Raw genomic sequence first — 23,672 nt, 5'->3', positions numbered from 1 at the left:
AGCGGTTATGGCGGCAGCCGACAGCACCTTTTTGTCCATCAAGGGTCCTGGCTCGATCAATGGGGAAGCCTTTCACAAGCTGTCGGCGCTCGCGACTTTGGCATTGCTTGTCGGCGCCTTCGCCTTCGGCAACTCCGCCTTTCTCTCGGTCAACAATGGACTGACGCTCCTTCTCCAGACCTCCGTCATCGGCCTGCTCGGCATCGGAATGACGATGGTCATCATCACTGGCGGCATCGATCTCAGCGTCGGCTCGGTGTTGGCGCTTTCAGGCACGGTAGCGGGACTGCTCGTCAAGGCCGGCGTCCCGGTGCCGGTCGCGATGACCGTGGCCGTCGGCGTTGGCGCTGTTTGCGGCCTGATCAACGGACTGGTTATCACGAGGATGCGTATTACGCCCTTCGTGGCTACGCTCGGCATGATGATGATCGCCCGCGGCACCGCGCTGCAGTTGACCGGTGCGGCGCCCATTTCGCAATTGGGCGAAGCTTTCGGATGGCTCGGAAACGGCGCGCTCTTCCGCATGGTCGAGAAGATGCCCAACGGCCTTTCCAAGGTGGTATTCCCCGGAATTCCCTATCCCGCGATCCTGCTCCTTATCGTAGCGGTCGGGGCTGCGTACCTTCTGCGCCGGCGCAGGCTCGGCCGTCACATCTACGCCGTTGGCTCCAACGAGGAGGCGGCGCGGCTGTCCGGCGTCAATGTCGAGCGCACCAAGATCGCCGCTTATGTGATGTCCGGGGCGCTGGCTGGTCTTGCAGGCAATGTCTTGATGTCGCGCCTCGTTACCGCCCAGCCCAACGAAGGCGTGATGTACGAGCTTGACGCGATTGCTTCGGCGGTAATTGGCGGCGCCTCGCTCATGGGTGGCGTCGGCGGCGTTTCGGGCACCATGATCGGCGCCTTCATCATCGGTGTGCTGCGCAATGGTCTGAACATGGCCGGCGTGTCGGCCTTCATCCAGCAGATCATCATCGGTTTCGTAGTCATCCTGGCCGTCTTCATCGACCAGCTTCGAAGCCGCCGGTGAGTTACTAAAAGACAATCTTTTTCTTTAAACGGAGGAACTCATGCATTCGAAATTCAAGACACTGCTGGCGATAGGCGTCGTCATGGCGCTACCCGCGACCGCCATGGCTGGAGAGATAGCAGTCATCGTCAAGACGACAAACTCGAACTTCTGGCAGAACGTCAACAAAGGGGCGACAGCCGCCATCAAGGACACGGGCCACACGCTGAGCTTTGACGGCCCGGCAGCGGAGTCTGCCGTTGCCGATGAGGTCAACCTGGTGGATAACGCTGTCAATCGCGGTGTTGCCGGCATCGTGCTTGCGCCCTCTGATCCAGAGGCCTTGATACCGGCGGTCAAGCGCGCCAGCGAAGCGGGTATTCCGGTTGCAATCATCGATTCCTCGCTCGGCGAAGGCGGAAAAGGCACCTATCAGACCTTCCTCGCGACCGACAATTGTACTGCCGGAAAGCTTGCGGCCGACAAGATGATCGAATTGGCTGGAAGCGAGGGCAAGGTCGCAGTCATGTCTTATGTGGCCGGTGTCGGCTCCGAGATTGGCCGTGTCGGCTGCTTTGTCGAGCAGATCAAGGCGAAGTCGAAGATCGAGATTGTTGGTCCCTATTACTCGCAATCGCAGATGGCCACCGCGCTCAACCAGACGACCGACGTGCTGGCCGCCAATCCGGATCTGAAGGGCATATTCGGTGCGAACGAGCCGACCGCCGTCGGCATGGGCCGGGCGCTCAAGCAAGCCGGTAAGGCAGGCCAGGTCGTTGCGATCGGCTTCGACGGCAACGAAGACCTGCAAGCCTTCGTCAAGGACGGAACATTGAGCGGCACTCTCGTCCAGGGCTCGTTCCAGATGGGTGAACTCGGGGTCAAGGCTGTGGCAGACCTGATCGCCGGTAAAACCGTTGCGCCCCAGATCGATACCGGCGTGGTGCTCGTGACCAAAGACAATATCGAGGCACCTGAAGCCAAGAACGTTCTTTACTGATCTTCCCAAGCGCGCGGCGACCCAAAGTCGCCGCGTTTCTTTCCGACAGCCGGGGCCTTGACTACGCTATGACGCCACTTGTGGAGATGATTGATATAGAGCGGCACTTCGGCGGTGTTCACGCAGTCGACGGTGTATCGATTGACCTCTATCCGGGCGAGGTTGTCGGGGTGCTCGGACACAACGGGGCTGGCAAATCATGTCTGATGCGCATCCTGTCGGGCGCAATGGAGCCAAGCGCGGGCAAGATTCGCATCCGCGGCGAGGACGCCAGGCTCGATTCGCCGCACCAGGCGCGCGAACTCGGCATTGAAACTATCTACCAGACGCTGGCGCTGGCTGATCACCTCGACGCGCCGGCAAATCTTTTTCTCGGGCGCGAGCTCAGGACCCGGTGGGGCAATCTCGACGACAGGCGAATGCTCGAAGAGGCGCGAAAGGTTCTGTCGCGGCTGAACCCGAATTTTCGCAATCTCGGCGATCCGGTGTCGCGATTGTCTGGCGGGCAGCGCCAGGTAATTGCGATTGCGCGGGCCATCTATTTCGATGTGAAAGTGCTGATCATGGACGAACCGACAGCAGCGCTCGGTCCGGCGGAAACGGCGATGGTCGGTGAACTCATCAAACAACTCAGGCAGGAAGGCATCGGGATCTTTCTGGTCAGCCACGATCTTCACGATGTATTCGATCTGTGCGACCGGGTGGTCATTATGAACCGGGGACACAAGGTCGGGTCGCATCGCATTGAGGAGGTGACCAAGGATGACGTGCTCAGCCTGATCATCAAGGGCGCATTGCCGGACGATTGGAGACCGCGCAACGCCGGAGCCGTGCAATGACTGTAAAAGCATCCTTCACAGCCCTGAGCAGGAACTCGATGCTTGCCGGGACCTGTGTTGAACCGGGTCGCTTCGAATTGCGTGAACAGCCTGTTCCCCAATCCGCCCCAGAGGGCTGGGCGCTGGTCGATATATGCGCGGTCGGCCTCTGCGGCACCGACTACCATATTTTCGAGGGTAAGCACCCTTATCTGGAATATCCCCGAATTATCGGGCACGAACTCGCCGGAAGGCTGGTGGCCGCTGCTGGCGATCTCGAAGCCGGCGAACTTGTCGTTGTCAATCCTTACATCTCCTGTGGATTCTGCCGCGCCTGTCTGCGGGGTAAACCGAACTGTTGCACCCGTATCCAGGTGCTCGGCGTGCACCGGGATGGTGGGCTCTGCTCCCGCATCGCGGTCCCGCTCGGCAATCTTTATGCCGCCGAAGGGCTGACCGAAATTCAGGCGGCCATGGTCGAGTTCCTCGCCATTGGCGCACATGCCGTGGCACGTTCGGAGATTTCGGCTAAAGACCGGGTTTTGGTCACAGGCGCCGGTCCCATAGGGCTCGGGACGGCGCTGTTCGCACGGCTCGCAGGAGCCGACGTCCATCTGCTTGATCTCAGCGTCAGGAGATTGAGCATCGCGCAGTCGAAGTTCGGATTCGACAGGACCCATTCCGACGCAGGGGTGATCCTGCAAGGAGATCTGGCCGACGGCTTCGACCTTGTTTTCGATGCCACCGGCAATGCAAAGGCGATCGAGGCCGGCTTTCCGTTGCTCGCTCACGGTTCAACCTATGTGCTGGTCAGCGTGGTGAAGGACCGGATCAGCTTCGAGGATGCCGAGTTCCACAAGCGTGAAACCCGGATCGTGGGCAGCAGGAACGCACTCAAGGCTGACTTCGAGCACGTCATGGCTGCGATCCGGGCGAGACAGATCGATACGGATGCGCTCCTATCGGCCGAATTGGCGCTTGCAGATCTGCCAACGCGATTCGCTGAACTGGCGTCGGACCGCGAGCAACTTGTGAAGGCCATCGTGAGGCCATGACCCCGGCGCGAATGCTTCGGCTCCATCCAGACGATGATGTCGGGATCGCATTGACCGACATTGCTCGCGGCGAGCAAGGCGCCATCGAACAGATTCCGCGCGGCCATAAAATCGCCCTGCATGACATTCCGTCAGGCGCATTCGTGCGCAAATACGGGCAGATCATCGGCTCGGCGACGAGCGATATTTCGGCCGGGGCGCATGTACACGTGCAGAACCTGGGCATGGCTCATGAACATGGCGGCAACGCTGACACCAAAAAAATGCCGGTCATCGAGCAGTCGCCCGTCCAGGACACTTTTCTTGGATATCCGCGCGCCGACGGGCGGGCCGGGACGAGAAATTTTATAGGCATCCTCACGACGGTGAACTGCTCAGGATCGGTCGCGCATTTCATTGCTGAGGATGCAGAAAAGCGCGGGCTGCTGGATGGTCTGCCAAATGTCGACGGCATTGTTCCGATCGCGCACGGCACCGGCTGCGGGATGGCAGCGCGTGGCGAGGGCTTTGAAATATTGATGCGTACGCTTGCAGGCTACGCACAGCATCCAAATTTCGGCGCCATCCTGTTGGTGGGGCTGGGGTGTGAGGTAATGCAATTGCCGATGTTGCAGGCATCACCGCAGCTAAGGGACCCGAGACGTTTCCGTTTCCTGACGATCCAGAACCTGGGCGGTGCGCGGGCTACGGTGGACGCGGCGCGCTCCATCCTGGTCGAGTTTGCCGAGCACGCTAACGCTGTTTCGCGTCAACCCGTACCTGCCTCGAAACTGGTGATCGGACTGCAATGCGGCGGATCGGATGGACTGTCGGGCATCACGGCGAACCCTGCGCTCGGCGTTGCCTCCGACCTGATCGTGGCGCAAGGCGGCACCTCAATATTGTCGGAAACGTCCGAGATTTATGGTGCAGAACATCTGCTTACCTGCCGCTCGGAGCCGCGAGTCGCCTCCGCGCTGATGGAGCGCATCCGCTGGTGGGAGGATTATACGGCTCGTAACGGCGGCGAAATGGACAACAATCCCAGCCCTGGCAACAAGCGCGGTGGGCTGACGACAATACTTGAAAAATCCCTCGGTGCCGTGGCCAAGGGCGGTTCGGCGCCGCTGTCTGGTGTCTATCGGTACGCCGAGCCGATCCGCCAACCCGGTTTCGTATTCATGGACAGTCCGGGATACGATCCATGCTCCGTCACGGGGCAAGTGGCATCGGGCGCGAACTTGATCGTCTTTACCACCGGGCGGGGTTCGGTGTCCGGGTATCGACCCGTGCCATGCATCAAGGTGTCCACCAACAATGATCTATGGTCACGCATGTCCGAGGATATGGATATCAATTGCGGGGACATTGTCGATGGTGTGCCTGTGATCGACAAGGGGAACGAGATTTATCGCATGATGCTCGATGTCGCGTCCGGACATCTAACCAAGAGCGAGGCTCAGGGATTCGGGCGCGTCGAGTTCGTGCCGTGGCAGATCGGCGCAACGATGTGACCGCAAAAAGGGGACATATCTTTAAGATTCCCCCGCCCATGATCCTGTCTTGGTTGTAAAGTCGCGGATCGGCCCAACGACCAATACAGGACCGATGCCCATTTTGAGATTGCGTCGGCGGAGCCAATCCGCATGAGTGTGGTCGCACATCGCCGGGAGGGAGCAAAAACGATGTCGGATGAGTTTATCCTTCTGGCGCGTGCAATCATGGGCGCTCCATTCGTCATATGGGGAGCGATGAAGCTGCGTGGCGGCGACGCAGCGCTGGTTCCAGTGCTGAGTGCGCTAGGTATGCCGGACGCCAAGGCATTGGCTTATCTTGTCGGCCTTTGCGAGTTCGTAGGCGGGGTTTGCGTCATCCTTGGCTATCCGCTGGCGACGGTTTGCATTCTGCTCGGGCTTTGGTGCGTGGTCACCGCGTTGGTCGCCCACAGAAACGATGTCAACCAGATGCTGGCGCATATCACTATGTGCGGCGGATTCTTTGCGCTGGCAGCGCTGGGGCCTGGTTCAATCGCCCTGTTCGGTGGCCAGCCGAGCGGAATCTGGGCGCTGTTGCCTTAAGAAGCGAACTCGCTGGCCGAAAACTGTTTGGCCAGGCTGGTCAACTCGCCAACCGCAGGTAGATCATCGGCAACACATCCGGCAACCGGTTAATTGACCGAACCTGCACGGAACCGCGACGCCCGAAAATCCGTTGAGCGTAGGATTCTGCATCCGAATCAAGCGTGACACCGAAGACGTCGATACCGTCGCGGTTGAGTTCGTGGACAGCCGCGCGTGCATCCTCAACCAGATACTTCCTGTCATCGACGTCTATGTCCGACGGCTCTCCATCAGTCACAACCAGCAGCAGACGCCGATAGGAGCTGCGCCGCTTCAGATCATGCCCGGCATGGCGAATGACCGCGCCAAGCCGCGTGGATAGCGCACTCTCGAGGCCGGCTAGCCTGCCCAGCGCATACTCGTCGAAAGAGCGTTCGAAATCCTTGATCCTCAGGTAGCGCACATCCTCCCTCGTATCCGAACAGAACGCCGCGATGGCGAATGGATCACCCACCTCCGTCATGGCTCTGGCGAGCAGCGCCGTCGCCAATTTCTCGGTGTCGAGCACCGATACATCGGTCGCGCGAACGCGATCCCTTGTCGAATAGGAGGTGTCCAGGAGAACAAGCACCGACATGTCGCGGGCGCGCCGCTCATAGCGACCGTAGATGCGCGTATCCGGCGGTTCGCCCGCGCGCCAGGCAACCATCGCAGCGATGCAAGCATCGATATCAAGAAACTCACCCTCGGGCTGATGGCGAATGCGTTCCTGTCGGCTGACGCGCGACGCGCGGATCATCGCAGCAATCTTATCGACCAGATCAGACCTCGACTGGGCAAGCGCGCTTGCCGAAGCGCCTGCGGAATGTCGTGCAGGAAATTCGCGAACCGTGCACCAGTCCGGGCGCAACTGTCCCGTTACATAGTCATATTCAGGGTAGCGGGCGACAAAGATCCCTTCGTCACTGGAAGCTTCGTGCACGCTGCCGGCCTGCTTTTCGGCGCCAGCCCCTTCCTCGCGTCGACCATCTTCGGCGTCCTGCTGCTCCAGTCGCGCGCCCTCGACCATTGCTTCGATTTCAATTGCCTGCTCGCTCTGGTCGCCAAAATCCCAGATCGCCAGATTGTCGTCGCGGTATGCCGGTTGCACGACATATGTCTTTGCATCGAACTGAAGCCGCATCTGGCCGATGTCGTTTCCGAGCAAACCGCCAATGCGCCGGCTCAACTGCTGGTCGCCGATATTCGCAGCGACGGCTTCTTCAAAAAGTGTGCGGCCTTTTTCGACGAAGCCATGAGTATCTTCGTAGGATGGATCGAGAAGTGCGCGAGACAGCCTTGCCATAAGCGAAATGGCGATGGGCGTGCCTTCCGGTCGCGCGGAATGGAATCGTTTCCACAAATCGAAGAGGCCCGGCATTTCGCCAATCGCCAGACGTTCAACGCGCGCATCCTCGATCAGGGAAACAATGGCCAGCTGAAGCGGCTTCAATCCGGTTGCTGGAAACCTTGTCCGCGTGAAGCGGTGATGCGCGCCGATATGCGCGAGGGAGGCGCGAAACAGCAGTTTCTGGTCTTCGTCAGAGAAACCGGTAAATGACGATGGCAGGCGTATGCCGCCGCCACCGAACCCAGCGCGCCGTTTCATTATTTCCGGCGCGTCGATCGGCGTCTGGGCGATGGGCGGTGCTATATTCCAAAGCGCTGCGAGATAGGGCTTGAGCGCGGGTAGCAATCCGGGAAATGACGCCGCGTCCGCACGCTGTTCCAGCAATTTCCTGGCTTCGGCGCTCACGAGCGAAAAGAAAGCGCGCCGACGCTCGCGGTCGTCTCGGCTTATGGCAAGGCCCATACGGGTGAAGGCAACCATCCCTTCGAACCCCAGTGTCTTCCACAGCTGTTCATGGTGTGTCAGCCAGTGCGCGATGGATTCGGGCGCACGTTTGGCAACGTCTTCCACCAGATCGAGCCAAAGGCGCAACTGCGCCGGATCGTCTGCGTTGCGCGCAAGCTGCAGCGCTGCGTCCACCAGCAACTGCGCCGACCGGCGGCCGCCGCGTATCGCGACCGTGGAGATGGTTGAACCCAGACGTACCGCTAACGCCGGACCGGCATGTTCAGCCAGTATGGGTCCTGCGCGACGGTAAGCCTGCGCAACGCCAACTCCATACCCGGCATGGTCTATGCGCTCATGTGCAACACGCCAGCGCTCCTGCCAATCGGTTGGAAACGCACCAGTTTCCATTTTTTCCGCGACAATCATCGTTCAGGTCAAATGCAGGCTGCGATAGCGCCAGTGAGTGCATCGCGCAGATCGGGATCGTCGGTTATGGGAACCACCATGGCAACCTGACATGCTTCGGCAATCGGAATGCCGCCTGCTATCAGAAGACCGGCATTGATCAGCATGCGGGTCGACGCGCCTTCGTCCAGCCCCTGTCCCTTGAGGTTACGGGATCGTTTCGCGATGCACACAAGCGTATCGGCGGCGCGCCGGTCAACACCAGCCTCGCGCATCACGATCTCTGCTTCGATTTCGGGTGAGGGATAGGAAAACCCAATAGCTCCAAAGCGTTGCTTGGTGGATTCCTTCAAATCTTTGAGCACGCTTTGGTAGCCGGGATTGTATGAAATAACGATCTGGAAATCGGGGTGCGCCTGCACGACTTCGTTCTTCTTTTCCAGCGGCAGCATGCGCCTGTCATCGGTGAGCGAATGGATCACGACAGTTGTATCCTGCCGGGCCTCAACGATTTCGTCGAGATAGCAGATCGCGCCGTGACGCACGGCGAGTGTCAGCGGGCCATCGTGCCAAACGGTCCCACCCGCGTCGAGCAGATACCGACCTACCAGATCGGAAGCAGTCATGTCCTCGTGGCACGATATGGTGATCAGCGGCCTGTTCAACTTCCACGCCATGTGCTCGACGAAGCGCGTCTTTCCACAACCGGTCGGCCCCTTGAGCATCACCGGCATGCGTGTTCTGTATGCGGCTTCGTAAAGCTCGACCTCATTGCCGATTGCGCGAAAATAGGGCTCACGCCCGACTTTGAATCCGGCGAGCGGATTTCCCGCATCGGCTCTTGCTCGAGTCTGCGTCATGATATGCCTGCCTGAATTTCGAGATCACGGGCATCCCGAAAGGTGCCTACCTTTCGGGATGCGCTTTTGTTGTGTCAGCGATGCGTCGCCTTGTTGGGAATGCCATCGATTGGACATTCATCCGTGCCGACCGTGCTGCGGGTCAGTGCCTCGACCATCTCCCGCGTGCCGTCCGGGTCGTTCACCCATCTTGCGTAGAAATTATAAGGGCAGGAAGCCACGCCCTGATTTCCCTCGCCAGAGTTGATCATGCCGGTGTAGCCGCGGTGCAGCAACTTGAAGAGATGGTTCTGTGACTGACCGTTCTTGCGCGCGTCGCGGATCGCGGAAACGGAAAGCTGCGCATACTGGATGCCATTTTCCTCCGTACCGCATTCGCCAAGCGTGCGCCCGTCGAAGCCGATGATCGCCGAGTGGCCAAAATAGGAATAGACCCCGTCGAAACCGGCGGCATTGGAAACCGCGACATAGACATTGTTTGCCCAGGCCATCGATTTCGAAATCTGCACCTGCTGCTCCTTGGCCGGATACATGTAGCCCTGGCAGCGGATGATGAGTTCCGCACCACGCATCGCGCAGTCGCGCCAGATCTCCGGGTAGTTGCCGTCATCGCAGATTATGAGGCTGATCTTCAGCCCTTTCGGCCCTTCGGAAACATAGGTGCAGTCGCCGGGATACCAGCCTTCGATCGGCACCCAGGGCATGATCTTGCGATATTTTTGCACGATCTCACCCTTGTTATTCATCAGGATGAGGGTGTTGTAAGGCGCCTTGTTGGGATGTTCCTCGTGCCTTTCGCCGGTCAGCGAGAAGACGCCCCATACATTGGCTTTCTTGCAGGCTTCAGCGAAAATTTTGGTTTCCTCGCCGGGGATTTGTGAAGCCGTTTCGTACATCTCCTTGGAATCGTACATGATCCCATGGGTGGAATATTCCGGGAAGATAACGAGATCCATACCCGGCAAGCCGATCTTCATGCCTTCGATCATCGAGGCGATATTCCGGGCATTGTCCAGAACCTCCGCCTTGGTATGCAGTCGCGGCATTTTGTAGTTTACGACTGCAACGCCGACCGTATCTTTGCTGCTGGTAATATCGCCGTGGTACATTTCGTCCTCCTTCTAAAGCAGTGTCCTAAACGACAAGGTGTTGGTGGATGAGATCATCGCTAAGCGCCTTGATGTCGTCCGACACCGCTACGCTGCCGCGATTGAGGATCGCGAAGCGGCTCGATGCCCGCCTCGCGAATTTGATGTTCTGCTCCACCAGGATGATGGAAAGCTTGTTCTTGCGATTAAGGTCGATAAGCACGTCCTCGATCTGCTCGACGATGTTGGGCTGAATTCCCTCGGTGGGCTCATCGAGCAGGAGAATTTTGGGTTCGGACAACAGCGCTCGCGCGATTGCAAGCTGCTGCTGCTGACCACCCGACAGATTGCCGCCCCGCCTGCCGAGGAATTCCTTCAGGATCGGGAACAGTTCGAATATGTGATCGGGAATGCTGCTGGCCGGACGCTCGGCGGCGAAAGTGCCCAGCGTCAGGTTTTCCCTTACGGTAAAGTTCGGCAGTATGCCCCGGCCTTGCGGCACATAGCCCACCCCGGCCTTCGCCCGCTTGTGTGTAGGCAGAACATTTATCTCCCCACCATCGAGCCGTATCGACCCGGTGCAGCGGGACATCAGGCCAAGGATGGTTCTCAGTAGCGTCGTTTTCCCAACGCCGTTGCGCCCTAGCACCGAGAGAAACTCACCGTTTCCCACGGTTAGATCGACTGACTGCAGAGCGCGACTGGTACCGTAGAAGCCGTTGACATTAGCAAGCTCAAGCATGGCCAATTCCTCCAGATCCGAGATAGGCTTCACGCACACGCGGATCGTGAGACACCTCCTCTGTCGATCCCTGCGCCAACAACTTGCCCTGGTGCATGACGGAAATCGTTTCCGCGATGTCACGGACAAAGCCCATATCGTGCTCGACCACGATCAGCGTGTGCTTGCCGCGCAACCGATTGAACAGCATCGCCGTCTTGGTCGTTTCATGCGCAGTCATGCCCGCGGTTGGCTCGTCCATCAGGATAAGCGCCGGGTTCTGCGCGAGAATGAGTGCAATTTCGAGCCATTGCGTCTGGCCGTGAGAGAGATGTGCCGCCAGTGTTTCCATCTCGTCCTGCAGGCCCACGAGGACAGCGATTTCCTCCAGCCACTCCCGGTCCGTGCTTAAGCCGAACTGGAAGAGGTTGTGCAGAACGCCGGGATTGCGCGAGCGGCCAATGCAAAGGTTTTCGCGTACAGAAAGCTGGCGGAAAACACTCGGAACCTGAAATTTTCTACCGATGCCTGTGCGCGCAATCTGGAACTCGTTGAGCATATGGATCGGCGCGCCCTTGAACGATATTTCGCCCGACGTTATTTTCGACTTTCCGCAGATGAGATCGAGCGTGGTCGTCTTGCCCGCACCGTTCGGCCCGATGAGGCAGCGCAGCTCGCCTGCGCCTACATCGAGGTCGAGATGATCGACCGCGACAAATCCGTGAAACGAAACCGTTGCTTCCCTGAGCGATAGCAAACCTTCATGCGCCGTTGTCATGCTGCACCTCCTAGCTGGGCGGTGCCCTTCGCGTGCTCTTCATCCGCTTGTTCGGTGGGGGTTTTGGCCGCTGGCATGAACCTGCGAACAATCGTTTCGAATGCTCCTGCAAGGCCATTGGGCAGGAACAGGACGATCAAGACGAACAGACCTCCCATAACCAGCGTCCAGGTGTCGAGGAAGGTTTCAGATTCGGACAACGCGCCCTGAACGCCTGTTACCAGCAGCGCGCCGAGCATCGCGCCAAGCAGGCTCTGGCGTCCGCCAACTGCAACCCAGATGACAATGGAAAGGCTGAGAGGAACGCCAAGAAAGGTTGGCGAAGCGAACTCCATCACAATGGTGTAGAGCATCCCCGCAAGACCCGCGATGGCGGCGGAAAACGCGAAAACGAATGTCTTGTAGACCGCAACATCGTAACCGAAGAAGCGCACACGCTCTTCCTGATCGCGCACGGCCTGCAGGATAAGACCCGTTTTGCTGCGGGTCACAGCCAGCGATAGAAACAACGCGAATGTCAGGCATATCGCGACAAGGTAATAGGTCGTTGCGGAATATGCGTCGAACTCGAAACCGAACAGTTGAAACTGCGCGAGATCGGTTATGCCGTTGAAGCCGCCTGTGTAGCTCTGCTGGTCGATTATGATGAGATTAACGACCACCATCGCCGCCAGCGTTATGATCGCCGCGTAGACGCCGGTGACGCGTCCCCCAAACATAAACCAGCCGAGCAGCCCGGCAAAAAGCGCGGGCACCAGTATGCCTGCGGCTAGCGCGAAGGGTGTCGAGTAAAACGGCTCCCATATCCATGGAAGCTCGGTGACGTTGTTCCAGACCATGAAGTCCGGCAAGCCGTCGCTGCCGGTATGGATCGGCACAGTCTTCAGCTTGAGGTACATGGCCATGCAATAGGAGCCGAGGCCGAAGGTCGTGGCCTGCCCCAGGTTGAGAATGCCCGCATAGCCCCATGAAAGCGCCAGCGCGATCGCCAGAATGCCGAACACGAGATAGCGCGAATATTTGTTGAGCAGAAAGGCGTCGTCGATCACCATCGGCACAAGCAGAATGGCGAGGCAGACCACGCCGTAGAGAAGAATTTGAAGGGAGACTTTACCGGACACCGGAAACGACCTCTCTTTGACTTGGATCACGCACGCACCCGCTGGGCGAACAGGCCCTGCGGACGGAAGCGGATGATGATGACAATGGCGAGCAGCACGAGAGCCTTGGCGATCGTGTCGTTGCTATAGTAGGCGAGCAGGCCGGAGATTTCGCCAAGCAGGCCGGAACTCACGAGTGTTCCGAGCAAGCTCTGAACACCGCCAAGGACGACAACCATAAAAGCATCGACCACATAGGTCGTGCCCATTTCCGGCGACACGCTTTTCAGTGGCGAGATCAAGGCGCCTGCCAGTCCGGCAATGCCCGCCCCATAGGCGAAGGTTAAGCGATAAGCGCGCGCCGAATTAATACCGAAACAGGAAGCGATGCTTCGGTTCTGCGTAATGGCTCGCAGCTTCAGGCCGAACGATGTGTAGCTGTAGATGAACCAGGTTAGCGCAAAGAGTGCCAGCGCCACGCCCAAGACGAAGAGGCGATAGGCGGAGTCCGTTGCGCCCAGGATATTGACGCTTCGCGAAAGCGAGGGCGGCATCTGCACATAGCGCAGTTCACCGCCAGCGGTCAGACGAACGATCTGTTGAATCATTACGCCCAGACCCCAAGTGGCCAGAATTGTGTCCAGGGGGCGGTCGTATAGATGGCGAATAACAAGCACCTCAATCAGCCAACCCAGAATGGCGATGAGGATGAAGATGGGCACCAGGCTTGCCAGCAGCCCCCAACCAAACTGCGTCTGCAGCATCCAGGCGCAGTAAGCTCCGAGCATGACGAACTCGCCATGCGCGAGATTTATCACGCCGGTCACGCCATAGATGACGGCGAGGCCGAGCGCCACGAGGAGCAGAATTGAAGACAGGCTGAGCCCTGTCAGAATCTGTGAAACGACGAAATCCATTGAACGGTCACCGCAAGCTGAGCCGGTGACCGGGCATGGCCACCGGCGTTCTCTTTGTGAGTGATTAGATCTGCTTGAGACCTTCTTCAGTGCACTTCTGGTCGGGGTATGCGCTGTATGGATTTGGCTCGACCCAATCCGCAGACTGCTTCAGGATTTTGAACTGACCGTCTGACTGCGCTTGGCCAACCTTGGGACGCAGCCAGCAATGGAGATTTGAAGGTTCGACCTTCACCAGTCCCTGCGGCGCCTTGTATTGCTCGCCTTTCACGGCATCGCGTATGGCCAGCGGCCCTATATCGCTTGCCGCGAGCTTGGCGACCGCTTGCGAGAACAGGTACACCTGGAAGTAGGAAGATTCGGACACGAAGTGGGTGACCTTGTCGCTTCCCCACCGCGCTTTGTACGCTTCCACGAACTTCTTGTTTTCCGGCGAGTCGTAGACCATGAAATAGGGTGCGGACGTAAAGTGTCCCGCAGCCGCATCGCCGCCCATCGCCGCGACTTCGTTCTCCGATGTGGTGAGGCTGGCCATCGGCATGGTGGCCGGATCGAGGCCAGCGGCGCGATACTGGCGGTGCAGCGCGACCACTGAGTCACCTACCACCGTGGAGAAGATTACGTTTGGCTTTTCCGAGCGGAACTTGTTGATGACCGACGAGAATTCAGAATGGCCGAGCGGCACATATTCTTCGGCGATGACTTCCGCACCAAGACCGGCCAGGAGCTTCTTGACGTAGTTGTTTTCTTCCTTCGGATAGATGTAGTTCGATCCGATAAGATACCAGCGCTTGCCGAACTTCTCGACCAGCCAGGGCACGAAATCGTCCTGCTGCTGGTTTGGCACAGCACCCGTGTAGATCACGTTCTTGGAGCATTCGCGGCCTTCATAAAGCGTTGGATACCAGAAAAGGTTCTCCTGCTTTTCGAAGACGGGCAGCACGGCCTTGCGGCTGGCCGAAGTGTAGGAACCGAAGACGGACACGCACTTGTCGCTGAGCACCAGCTTGCGCGCCTTTTCGGCGAAGGTTGCGGGATCGGATGCAGGATCTTCGATGACCGGCACGATCTTCATGCCATTGACGCCACCGGCAGCATTGATCTCCTCGATGGCCATGATCGTCGCCTTGTTAAGCGACTCTTCGATGATGGCAGTCGTTCCCGTCAGCGAGAAAAGTACCCCAACCTTGATTTCGCCGCCCTGTGCGTAGGCCAGCGAGGAATTTTTCGACCAGATATGCGGAAACCCGACCAGCGTGAAGGCACCTGCTGCTGCGCCGGCTTTGAGAAATGTACGCCTGTTATTGTTCACCCTCTGTCTCCCATCAAAAAAATAAAGGCCCCGAACCGTCCGCCGGTAAGAGCGGATCGTGTCGGGGCCTCTTTGCCTCTGGAATCTGTTTAGCGGCGACTTAGCCGCAAATGCATTCTGAAAACGGGTAAAACAAAAAACCCCGCGTTCCGCTTCCACGGATCCGCAGGGTTGCTCTACCCATTATATTCGCGGCGCCTTTGCCGCGATCAGTAACCAAGTGTTAACTTAGAAGCTCATGCGAGTCAATGACTGCGGATGCAACCGCACCGATGGTGACTCGCTTTTCCATCGCTTGCTTGCGCAGGAAATTATACGCTTCCTCCTCGCTGAGGTTCTTTAGTCGGATAAGCAACACTTTCGCGCGCTCAACCAGGCGTGTCGTCCGCAGGTTCTCGTCCAGCTTTTCGATGCGGCTGCGCAGCCGCCTTTCATATTGGAAATGCTCACGCGCCAGCATCAGAACCGACTGGATCATTCGTGACGTTGCCGGGTAATGTAACAGTCCATGCGCGGCGCAATTGTGTATCAGTTTCAGGTTCAACGGCTCTTTGCCGTCATCGACAACTATCAGCGCCGAGGACGGCTCTCCGGGAACCCACGGAATGCGCTGCGGTAGATCTTTTGAGAGCGCGCAGAAGATGGCATCGAACTGGAGCGGTATCTGCGCAGGGACTGGCCACAAATGCTTCACATTGGCCCGCATTCGCTGAAGTTCGCGGATCAGGAACTCTCCATTATCATCGCGCTCCACAATGACCGCGATGTTCATTTCACCCGCGCGCTCCGTCTGCCGTGGGGACCGTTCGCTGCCGGTTGCGCGCGGCTCCGGGAGCTGAGGAGAGCCCATCCAGCGATCATGTCCGTAGTCCAGCCTCACCGGTCGTTTCCCTTGCTGCTATTCAACTTCAGGCACACTCCGCCAGCTCGAAGCGCCTGCCGTAACTGATCAGATACGGATCGGACGTGACATTGGTCTGGGACTGAAAGACGATATCGAACTGTCCTCGCCTGTTTGCGCGCCCTATGCGCGTCCAGACGTCTGCATGTCCCCAGACTGGATTGATAGAAACGCACCCCTGTGGCGCCTCGAATTCCGCACCCATCACCGAATTCCGCAAATGCCTAGTGTCGAGCGAGTTGGTCTGTTCGAGCGTGCGCGCAAACAGATTGACCTGAAAATATGAGGCCTCGAGGCACATGTTCGTCGGCTCATCGTCGCCATAGCGCTTGTGATAGTAGCTGACGAAATCGTTATTCCGCTCAGTCTCGATGCCCTGAAAATAGGAGGCGGCGGTAAAATGACCTTCCCCTACATCATGCCCCATCGCACGTATTTCTGCTTCGGTGGTGGTGAGGCTGGCGATTGGCACGACCTTCGGGTTGAGCCCCAGGTCGTGATAGGCCTGATATAGAAAGGTGGTGGATTCTCCGACCACTGTGGAGAAGATCACGTCAGGCTGCGCACGCTTGATGTCTCGCAAAAGCGGCATGAATTCGCTGCGATCCGCTTCAAGACGCAGATAGCGCTCGCCCACCACCGTCCCGCCATTGTTGCGCACGAGTTCGCGCATGACGCGGTTGGATTCACGCGGATAGATGTAATCCGACCCGATGAAGAAGAAGCGCTTGCCGAACTGCTCCATGAGCACGCGACAAAGCTGCACTGAATTCTGGTTCGGCGTTGCGCCGGTGTAAATGACATTGGGCGAAAACTCGAAGCCCTCATAAAGCGTCGGATACCATAAAAGTCCGTCAAGCCGCTCCACCACCGGAAGCACCGCTTTTCGGCTCGACGAAGTGTAGCACCCGAAGATTGTGCTCACGCCGTCCTCAACCATGAGACGCTTGGCATACTGCCCGTATGATCGGACATCGGATCCGGGGTCGTAGATCACCGGCTCGATGGGGCAGCCATTAATGCCGCCATTGTCGTTGATCTGATCGATCGCGATCAGCGTACCGCGCAACTGCGTTTCCTCGATAACCGACATGAAGCCGGTGCGGGAAAACAAGACGCCGACACGCCAGGGCTCTGACGTTCGACTGTTACCTCCACTCACTCCCATTAATCCGTTCCTTCTCGCGCCCTCAACGCTTCTGGTATGCGAGTGGCCGGCGTTTTTCTGGTTTTGCCGACACCCTTTCGAATTTGCTTTTGTTGCATGACAAAAAAAAGCCTCCGGCACCGGTCACTAACCGGTCGCAGGAGGCTCCGCTGCCGTCAATTTTCTGTGGCACACATTGCCACTGCCTGCCCCAACAAGCTCCTTAAGGTATGACTCCTCATTCCGAATTGTCAATTGTCGTAGGTTGCGTGACGTTCATGGGCGCCAAGCGCCTGCGGTCGCACGGAGCTGCCAGCGAATCCTAGTTGACTGTGTCTGGCAAGGATTTCTCGCGTTTAGCTATAAAATCGTGCAGCGCCTCGGCTACGCCATCATCAAGTTTCGGCTCCTCATAATCCCGCAACATGGTGCGGGCTTTTTCGCGTCCGCGCGTGTCGTGATCCTTCGCACCTTCGGCATTCCACTGCTCGAAGGAATTGAAGTCCATGATCGTCGGCATGAAAAATGCGGACTCGAAATGCTCAAGCGTGTGCTGCGTTCCGAGGAAGTGACCGGCAGGACCGACCTCCCTGACTGCGGCCATAGCTTCCTTGAAATCATCGAAAGGAACGCCGCCTGCATATTTGTACCAGCCGACGAGTTGTTCGCAGTCGGTGGCGAACTTCGAATAGCCGCAACTCAATCCCGCCTCCAACCAGCCAGCGGAATGCCAGATGTAGTTGGCACCAGACAGTATTGCTGCATGCATGAGCATATTGGCTTCATAACCCGCTTGTGCGTCATTGAGTTTCGATCCGACGTGGAAGCCGGAGGTGCGCCAGGGCAGCCGGTATTTGCGCGCCAGAGCACCCATCAAATACATCATTTGCGCGGCTTCCGGCGTACCGCCCATCGGCGCGCCGGTCTTCATGTCGACAGTCACCATGAACTGCCCGTAGATCTGTGGCGAGCCGGGCCGGATCAACTGGGTGAAGGCCACGCCAGCCAAAGCCTCGGCATTGACCTGCGCCACGGCACCAACGGACGAAGCAGAGGTCGATGCGCCGCAAAGCGCAAAAGGCGCGAGGATGAGCGGCTGATTGTGGCGCGCATAAACCTTCATCGCGTCCAGCATCGTTGCGTCCCAGACCAGCGGCGAGTTGCAGTTGGTGATGGACACCAGAACCGGATTGTCGCGCACAAATTCTTCGCCGAAGACAATGCCGGCCATCGCCATCGTGTCTTCTGCGCGATCCTTCGAGGTGACAATGCCCATGAAGGGTTTGTCGGAATGCTTCAGCGCAGAATGGATGATGTGCAGGTGTCGCTTGGGCACCGGAATTTCCATCGGCTCGCAAATGATCGAGCTGGATGAGTGAAGGGCAGGAGCCATATAGGCGAGCTTGTGAAAATTCTGGAGATCCTCCAGCGAGCCATAGCGCCGGTTGTTTTCGAGGTCGCGCACATAGGGCGCGCCATACATCGGCACAAAGATGCTGTTCTTGCCGCCGACCTTGACTGTCCGCTCCGGATTGCGCGCATTGAGCGTGAATTCGGACGGGGTTTTGCAAACGAGTTCCATCAACAGGCCACGGTCTATTCGTACGCGGGTTCCGGTCACATCCGCGCCCGCCTGTTTCCACATGGCGATGGCCTCGTCGTCGCGAAATTCGCAACCCACTTCCTCTAATATGCTCAGCGATGCCTCGTGAATGAGTTCGACGGCCTCATCAGGCACAATTTCGTAGGCCGGGATTTTCCGCACCAGAGTGGGAAATGAAGGAACGGCCGCGCTGCGCATAATCCGGCGACCCACACGACCTCCACCGCGACGGTGTGTTGCCAAGGGTTGAGTGTTCTCGTTGGTATCCGCAATGCTCATGATCTGGCACTCCGCTGATTTGAGAAATTCGTCTGACGTCCCGCCGCTGCGGTGATCGCCTGAATGGTGGCTAGCGCCTCGGCATCGACCGAGGTTGTTTCTTCGTCGTGCAAGAGACGATTGGCAGAACGCAGGCCCGGTATATGGACCCCAAGACTGGCCAACCGTTGCGCTTGCGCCGCTGCGCGCGCAGCGAAACCTGGCGGAGGCGCAAGCACGATTATCGTCAGGCCAATTGCGGGCGACTGGTCTGACGAGCGAAAATCGCCTGCATCCAGCGACCAGTTTGCTCCCGACAAGCCCGCGGCCAGCAACTCGACCATCAGCGCAATGTTGGCGCCGCGCGCGCCGCCGAAAGGCAGCAATGCGCCGGCCACAGCAGCCGCAGCGTCAGTCGTTGGCGCGCCGGAGGCGTCTATCGCCCAGCCTTCTGGAATCGCTTCTCCCGCTGCAGCCGCCTTGATGAGTTTTACGAAGGCTGTGGCGCTGGACGCCTGGTCGATAACGATCTGTCCCCCTAGCGGTCCGCCGGGAGCAGCGAAAGCGAGCGGATTGGTGCAATAGACGCGCTGGCCTCCGCTGGCGACAGCCATGAGCGGCGGCCCGTTGGTGGCGGCAAGCGCAACGAAACCCTCTGCCGCCAGACGCCTTACGTAGTATCCCAACTCGCCAGCAGTATAGCTGTTGGATTGGGTAAATAGCGCCAACCCCGTCTTGCGCGTCTGCTCGACCAACGACGAAAAGACGAGGTCGAATCCTGCTTGCGCAATGCCCTTTTTCGCATCCACGGAGATTATTGCCGGAAGCGGGCGCGTGACCTGCGGCGTTACCCGCCCATCGATGCGCCCGCCCTTGAAAGCTTCGAGATAATCGACGAAATGCGGTAGCCCCATCGCTGGCGGACCGAGTAAGTGAGCCGAAAGCGTGGCCTCCACAAGGCTGGCAGCGTTGCCATCGTTACAACCAACCGCATGGCAGGCTGTCGTAAGTATCGAGCGCAATTGCTCCATCGGCAGCTTTGTTTGGCTGGTGGCGGTCATATCGCGAGCGCCGCTTTGCGGCCCTCATAGAAAGCGTAGGGAGCCTGACGCGGCGCGGCGCCATCGCCAATTTCGACAAAGGAAGCGCCCCGGCTTTCAAGGTCGCGCGCCAGCCAGTTCATCGCGCGGTTCGTGGTTGCCATCACCAGCGTATCGGCTGCGATGAATTCTCGCGAAGCTGTGTTGTGATCGACTATTGTGGCGCCGTCGCCATGCCATTCCAGTACGCTGACCTCCGTGCGCCAATGCGCGCCGAGTTCCTTGAGCTTGCGGCGAAGCGGGCCATCTGCGGCGGTGCGCTGCAACTCTTTCCCGATCAGCGGATCCGGCGAAAGCACGGTTACGTCGCATCCTTCCGCCGCAAGTTTCCAAGCGGTGCCGCATCCCCGCCAGCCACCGGCCTCATCAAGCACCAGCACGCGCTGCCCCGGCTGTGCTTGCCGCGCCATGATGGCTTCAACCGAGTAGACGTTTCCCTTTTCGATTCCGGGGAGGGCAGGGATGTCCGGCAGAGCCTTTTGAAAACCCGCTTCATCCGGCAGCGAACCAGTGGCGAGTATAACTTGGTCGACGCCGAAAGATGGAATGTCGTCGGCCTCGACATAGGTTCCCAGCCGTACCTCGACCTGAAGCTTTTGCAACTGACGTTCGTACCATTCTATGAGGTCGAGAATTTGCGCGCGGCGTGGCTGTTGGCCAGCGAGCAGGAAGTTGCCGCCAAGTCGGGCGGATGCTTCCGCAAGAATGACGCGGTGACCGCGCTCCGCCGCAACGCGCGCCGCTTCCAGACCGGCAGGACCACCGCCAACGACGAGCACGCATTTTGGCTCCTGAGCGGGCGTGAAACGATCACCACCCCATTCGAACTCGCGCCCGGCAGAGGGGTTGATGAGGCAGCTGATCCAGTAGTCGCGGGAGCGGCGACCCCAGCACATCTGATTGCACGAGATGCAGCCGCGAATATCGTCTGGCCGATCCTGCGCGGCCTTTGCGGCAAGATGCGGATCGGCAATCTGCCCGCGCACAATTGAAACCATATCGGCAGCGCCTTCGCTAAGTACGCTTTCAGCGTTTGCCGGCGTGCGAATGTGGCTCTCGGCGGTTACCAGCGCATGTTTGACGACACCCCTGATCGTGGATGCGAGATCGGCGCCGAGCTTTTCGGAGTAAAGGAATGTCGGCATGATTTTGTAGAAATCGACATAGCTGCCGGTGCCGCAAGTCACATAGTCCATCAGGCGCGCGTCATCGTGCAGCTGAATGATTTCCGCCAGTTCATCGCGCGTCAGAGCGACCGGATGATCCGGCTCATCGCTGATTGCCAGACCGATAATGAAATCCGTGCCGCATATTTCGCGAGTGCGAGTGAGTATCTCCCGCGACAAGCGGGTGCGGTTTTCAAGCGAGCCGCCCCAATCGTCTTCACGTCGATTGCACCACGGCGTCCAGAATTGATCGACCATGCCGATATAGGCAGCCCAAACTTCTACACCATCGAAGCCGGCCTCCTTGGCGCGGCGCGCCGCCTGGACGAAGCCGTCTATGGTTTCCCATATCTGGGCCTCACTCATTTCATGAGAGCCGTCGCTGTCGTGATAGCTAGGCAGTCCCGAAGGCGACCAATGCGCATGGTAGGAATTGTCGGAATCGCCGTGCGCGCCGATGTGGTAAAGCTGCTGGATCGCAACTGCACCATGCGCGTGGATGGCATCGGTCACTTTACGGAAGTGCGGAATGATGGCGTCGTCTGACGGGCGGAAGTTGCCGCGCGTTAAAACCGCCGCCTGATGCACAGGCACAGGCTCGACGACGATCATTCCGGCGCCACCCATAGCGCGCTCGGCGTAATAGCCGATATGGCGCGGACCGGGGAAACCGTTCTCCGCCATGTTGGCCGTATGCGCGCCGAAGACGATGCGGTTGCGGAGCACTTTGTGCCCAAGCTTTACCGGCTCGAAAAGGCGAGGGAACAATCTGGACATGTGTCGCCTCCGGCTCGTTCAGGCGGCTAAGCCCGGAACTTGGCTGGTGCGCGGTCCCGAAAGACCGCGCACATGTTGGCGCTATCGGTTTCGGATCAAGCCTCCTCCAGCCAGACCTTCTGCAAGTCGAGCTGGAATGTCTGGTGAATACCGAAATCCTTCACCTTCTTGGACATGTGGCAAACAAGCGATTGCCAATAAGGCTGAATGATCACGCCCGAATCCTGCAGGATTGTTTCCAGATCCTTCATGACGACGCGGCGTTTGTCCGGCTCGCTGATGGCCAGCGCTTCTTTCAGCTTGGCGTCGAAATTCGGGTCCGAATATCCTGACTCGTTCCATGCCTCACCGGTGCGGTAACCCAGCGCCAGCACCTGCACGCCGAGCGGCCGCATGTACCAGATCGTCATGGAATAGGGATATTTCGTCCAGTCGTTCCAGAAGGTCGAGCCGGGCAGGACAGTACGTTTCACCTTGATGCCTGCCTCTCGCAATTGCCCTGCAATGGCGTCGCCGGTGTTCTTCTGCCAAGCGTCCTCGATGGTGATCAGTTCGTGTTCGAAGTCACCCGCGCCAGCTTCTGCGATGAGCTTTTTCGCGCCCTCGATATCGCGGACTTTTTTCGGCAGTTCGGCATATTCGGGATGGATTGGAGCGACGTGATGGTTCTCGCCAACCGTGCCGAGGCCATCATAGCCAAGCTGCAAAACGACGTTGTTGTCGACCGCCATTTGCAGCGCGTTGCGCACGCGCTTGTCGTCATAAGGTTTGTTGGCGACATTGGTGCGCGCCACCAGTGTCGTGGCTGTAGCCACTTCAGAGCGCACGAGATCCAGCTTGTCCAATATATCGACGTAGTCGGATGGCGTTTCCTGATTTACGTCAATTTCGCCGGATTCGAAGGCGCTGACGATTGCCGACGGGTCGGTGCCATAGTCGATGAACTCGACACCATCCAACAGTGCCTCACCGCCCCACCACTTGCCGTTTTCGCGGCGCTTTACGACCACTCGCGAGCCGACATCGTATGAAACAAGTTCAAACGCGCCGGTTCCAATGGGGTTCTTCACCAGATCGCCACCGGTCGAATCGAAGCTCGGATGCACAATCAGGCCAGGATAATCCGTAAAATTCGCAATGATCGAAATGTCGGAATCGTTCAGCTTCAGCTTGATCGTATGATCGTCCACTTTGCTGATCGCGCCTTCCTTGGCCTTGCCGGTTGCCTCGTCGATCAGAGAGCTGACACGCGCAGCCATAGAATTGCCTGCTGCCTTCTTGTCGGCCCAGCGGTTCAGATTGAAGATCACGTCATCTGCTTTGAATTCGTCGCCATTATTCCACGTCACGCCCTGGCGCACCTTCAGCAGATATTCAGTGGCGTTTTCGTTGACTTCCCAGCTTTCCAGCAAAACGGGTTCGAAGGTGAATTCACGGGTGTAACGAACGAGCGGTTCAAGGAATGTTCGAGCGGCGTTACCCAGTTCGACCCAATCATAAGTACGGGGGTCCTTCTGCGCTTTGACCGACATGGCAATGTGAAGCACGCCGCCTTTCTTCGGCTCTTCCGCTCTTGCCTCGATGGGGACGGACAGCCCGATCATGCCGTAGGCGATTGCCGTTGACGCACCGAGCGATGAGGCGATGGCGAGAAATTCGCGTCGGTCCATTCGTCCGGCTTTGGTTTCTTGCGCCATGCGCTCAACGACGCGCGGCACGCGACTGCCATTGTTCTTGAAGAATGCCATGTGTCTTTCCTCCCTGTCTTTCCGACTTTTGAG

General features: G+C 58.5%; 20 protein-coding genes. 6 read left to right on the top strand and 14 right to left on the bottom strand.

The window, feature by feature from the left end:
• Positions 1-7 precede the first annotated feature (7 nt).
• From DY251_RS14270 to DY251_RS14245, 6 genes are all read left to right on the top strand, one after another.
• Entirely contained in the window at positions 8-1,030 is a 1,023-nt protein-coding gene (locus DY251_RS14270) for an ABC transporter permease (RefSeq protein WP_116624579.1), read from the top strand.
• A gap of 40 nt (positions 1,031-1,070) precedes the next feature.
• A complete protein-coding gene (locus DY251_RS14265) occupies positions 1,071-2,009 on the top strand; it encodes an ABC transporter substrate-binding protein (RefSeq protein WP_116624578.1) in 939 nt (312 codons plus the stop codon).
• Positions 2,010-2,077: 68 nt separating this feature from the next.
• Positions 2,078-2,848, top strand: coding sequence for an ATP-binding cassette domain-containing protein (locus DY251_RS14260; RefSeq protein ID WP_116624577.1), 771 nt, complete (start codon positions 2,078-2,080; stop codon positions 2,846-2,848).
• A 38-nt stretch (positions 2,849-2,886) separates the two neighbouring features.
• Complete coding sequence (locus tag DY251_RS14255; RefSeq protein WP_170971343.1) at positions 2,887-3,882, top strand: zinc-binding alcohol dehydrogenase family protein; 996 nt, start codon at positions 2,887-2,889, stop codon at positions 3,880-3,882.
• On the top strand, positions 3,879-5,375 hold the full coding sequence (locus DY251_RS14250) for a UxaA family hydrolase (protein WP_116624575.1): 1,497 nt from the start codon (positions 3,879-3,881) through the stop codon (positions 5,373-5,375). The genes DY251_RS14255 and DY251_RS14250 overlap by 4 nt, the downstream gene beginning before the upstream one ends.
• Before the next feature lie 171 nt (positions 5,376-5,546).
• Positions 5,547-5,939, top strand: coding sequence for a DoxX family protein (locus DY251_RS14245; RefSeq protein WP_116624612.1), 393 nt, complete (start codon positions 5,547-5,549; stop codon positions 5,937-5,939).
• 40 nt (positions 5,940-5,979) lie between these two features.
• Here DY251_RS14245 and DY251_RS14240 read toward each other — a convergent pair whose 3' ends face one another.
• From DY251_RS14240 to DY251_RS14175, 14 genes are all read right to left on the bottom strand, one after another.
• On the bottom strand, positions 5,980-8,166 hold the full coding sequence (locus tag DY251_RS14240; protein WP_158553258.1) for a nitric oxide reductase activation protein NorD: 2,187 nt from the start codon (positions 8,164-8,166) through the stop codon (positions 5,980-5,982).
• 26 nt (positions 8,167-8,192) lie between these two features.
• On the bottom strand, positions 8,193-9,023 hold the full coding sequence (locus DY251_RS14235) for a CbbQ/NirQ/NorQ/GpvN family protein (protein WP_116624573.1): 831 nt from the start codon (positions 9,021-9,023) through the stop codon (positions 8,193-8,195).
• A 74-nt stretch (positions 9,024-9,097) separates the two neighbouring features.
• Positions 9,098-10,132, bottom strand: coding sequence for an aliphatic amidase (locus DY251_RS14230; protein ID WP_116624572.1), 1,035 nt, complete (start codon positions 10,130-10,132; stop codon positions 9,098-9,100).
• A 25-nt stretch (positions 10,133-10,157) separates the two neighbouring features.
• On the bottom strand, positions 10,158-10,853 hold the full coding sequence (gene urtE, locus DY251_RS14225) for an urea ABC transporter ATP-binding subunit UrtE (protein ID WP_116624571.1): 696 nt from the start codon (positions 10,851-10,853) through the stop codon (positions 10,158-10,160).
• On the bottom strand, positions 10,846-11,610 hold the full coding sequence (gene urtD, locus DY251_RS14220) for an urea ABC transporter ATP-binding protein UrtD (RefSeq protein ID WP_116624570.1): 765 nt from the start codon (positions 11,608-11,610) through the stop codon (positions 10,846-10,848). Before urtD ends, urtE begins: the two co-directional genes overlap by 8 nt.
• Complete coding sequence (gene urtC / locus DY251_RS14215; protein ID WP_245415966.1) at positions 11,607-12,761, bottom strand: urea ABC transporter permease subunit UrtC; 1,155 nt, start codon at positions 12,759-12,761, stop codon at positions 11,607-11,609. The genes urtD and urtC overlap by 4 nt, the downstream gene beginning before the upstream one ends.
• A complete protein-coding gene (gene urtB / locus DY251_RS14210; RefSeq protein ID WP_116624568.1) occupies positions 12,758-13,627 on the bottom strand; it encodes an urea ABC transporter permease subunit UrtB in 870 nt (289 codons plus the stop codon). The genes urtC and urtB overlap by 4 nt, the downstream gene beginning before the upstream one ends.
• A 64-nt stretch (positions 13,628-13,691) precedes the next feature.
• Positions 13,692-14,939, bottom strand: a complete 1,248-nt coding sequence (locus tag DY251_RS14205) for a transporter substrate-binding protein (protein WP_116624567.1) — start codon at positions 14,937-14,939, stop codon at positions 13,692-13,694.
• Positions 14,940-15,162: 223 nt separating this feature from the next.
• A complete protein-coding gene (locus DY251_RS14200; protein ID WP_158553257.1) occupies positions 15,163-15,711 on the bottom strand; it encodes an ANTAR domain-containing response regulator in 549 nt (182 codons plus the stop codon).
• Positions 15,712-15,847: 136 nt separating this feature from the next.
• A complete protein-coding gene (locus DY251_RS14195) occupies positions 15,848-17,008 on the bottom strand; it encodes a transporter substrate-binding domain-containing protein (RefSeq protein WP_116624565.1) in 1,161 nt (386 codons plus the stop codon).
• Positions 17,009-17,309: 301 nt separating this feature from the next.
• Complete coding sequence (locus tag DY251_RS14190) at positions 17,310-18,869, bottom strand: trimethylamine methyltransferase family protein (protein ID WP_116624564.1); 1,560 nt, start codon at positions 18,867-18,869, stop codon at positions 17,310-17,312.
• Entirely contained in the window at positions 18,866-19,909 is a 1,044-nt protein-coding gene (locus tag DY251_RS14185) for an Ldh family oxidoreductase (protein WP_116624563.1), read from the bottom strand. Before DY251_RS14185 ends, DY251_RS14190 begins: the two co-directional genes overlap by 4 nt.
• On the bottom strand, positions 19,906-21,891 hold the full coding sequence (locus tag DY251_RS14180) for an oxidoreductase (RefSeq protein ID WP_116624562.1): 1,986 nt from the start codon (positions 21,889-21,891) through the stop codon (positions 19,906-19,908). The genes DY251_RS14185 and DY251_RS14180 overlap by 4 nt, the downstream gene beginning before the upstream one ends.
• 95 nt (positions 21,892-21,986) lie before the next feature.
• Entirely contained in the window at positions 21,987-23,639 is a 1,653-nt protein-coding gene (locus DY251_RS14175; protein ID WP_116624561.1) for an ABC transporter substrate-binding protein, read from the bottom strand.
• Between the last annotated feature and the right edge of the window lie 33 nt (positions 23,640-23,672).

Source organism: Mesorhizobium denitrificans, assembly GCF_003403035.1.
In the GTDB taxonomy this organism is placed as follows: Bacteria; Pseudomonadota; Alphaproteobacteria; order Rhizobiales; family Rhizobiaceae; genus Mesorhizobium_G; species Mesorhizobium_G denitrificans.
This window is presented reverse-complemented; position numbering and strand designations above follow the sequence as displayed.

Bases quoted from the DNA above. Each gene is read 5' to 3' on its own strand.
- DY251_RS14250 (WP_116624575.1), top strand. From the start codon at position 3,879: ATGACCCCGGCGCGAATGCTTCGGCTCCATCCAGACGATGATGTCGGG.
- DY251_RS14270 (WP_116624579.1), top strand. From the start codon at position 8: ATGGCGGCAGCCGACAGCACCTTTTTGTCCATCAAGGGTCCTGGCTCG.
- urtB (WP_116624568.1), bottom strand. From the start codon at position 13,627: ATGGATTTCGTCGTTTCACAGATTCTGACAGGGCTCAGCCTGTCTTCA.
- DY251_RS14185 (WP_116624563.1), bottom strand. From the start codon at position 19,909: ATGACCGCCACCAGCCAAACAAAGCTGCCGATGGAGCAATTGCGCTCG.
- DY251_RS14230 (WP_116624572.1), bottom strand. From the start codon at position 10,132: ATGTACCACGGCGATATTACCAGCAGCAAAGATACGGTCGGCGTTGCA.
- DY251_RS14255 (WP_170971343.1), top strand. From the start codon at position 2,887: ATGCTTGCCGGGACCTGTGTTGAACCGGGTCGCTTCGAATTGCGTGAA.
- DY251_RS14235 (WP_116624573.1), bottom strand. From the start codon at position 9,023: ATGACGCAGACTCGAGCAAGAGCCGATGCGGGAAATCCGCTCGCCGGA.
- DY251_RS14180 (WP_116624562.1), bottom strand. From the start codon at position 21,891: ATGTCCAGATTGTTCCCTCGCCTTTTCGAGCCGGTAAAGCTTGGGCAC.
- urtD (WP_116624570.1), bottom strand. From the start codon at position 11,610: ATGACAACGGCGCATGAAGGTTTGCTATCGCTCAGGGAAGCAACGGTT.
- DY251_RS14265 (WP_116624578.1), top strand. From the start codon at position 1,071: ATGCATTCGAAATTCAAGACACTGCTGGCGATAGGCGTCGTCATGGCG.
- DY251_RS14245 (WP_116624612.1), top strand. From the start codon at position 5,547: ATGTCGGATGAGTTTATCCTTCTGGCGCGTGCAATCATGGGCGCTCCA.
- DY251_RS14200 (WP_158553257.1), bottom strand. From the start codon at position 15,711: ATGAACATCGCGGTCATTGTGGAGCGCGATGATAATGGAGAGTTCCTG.
- urtE (WP_116624571.1), bottom strand. From the start codon at position 10,853: ATGCTTGAGCTTGCTAATGTCAACGGCTTCTACGGTACCAGTCGCGCT.
- DY251_RS14195 (WP_116624565.1), bottom strand. From the start codon at position 17,008: ATGGGAGTGAGTGGAGGTAACAGTCGAACGTCAGAGCCCTGGCGTGTC.
- DY251_RS14190 (WP_116624564.1), bottom strand. From the start codon at position 18,869: ATGAGCATTGCGGATACCAACGAGAACACTCAACCCTTGGCAACACAC.
- DY251_RS14260 (WP_116624577.1), top strand. From the start codon at position 2,078: ATGACGCCACTTGTGGAGATGATTGATATAGAGCGGCACTTCGGCGGT.
- DY251_RS14240 (WP_158553258.1), bottom strand. From the start codon at position 8,166: ATGGAAACTGGTGCGTTTCCAACCGATTGGCAGGAGCGCTGGCGTGTT.
- DY251_RS14175 (WP_116624561.1), bottom strand. From the start codon at position 23,639: ATGGCATTCTTCAAGAACAATGGCAGTCGCGTGCCGCGCGTCGTTGAG.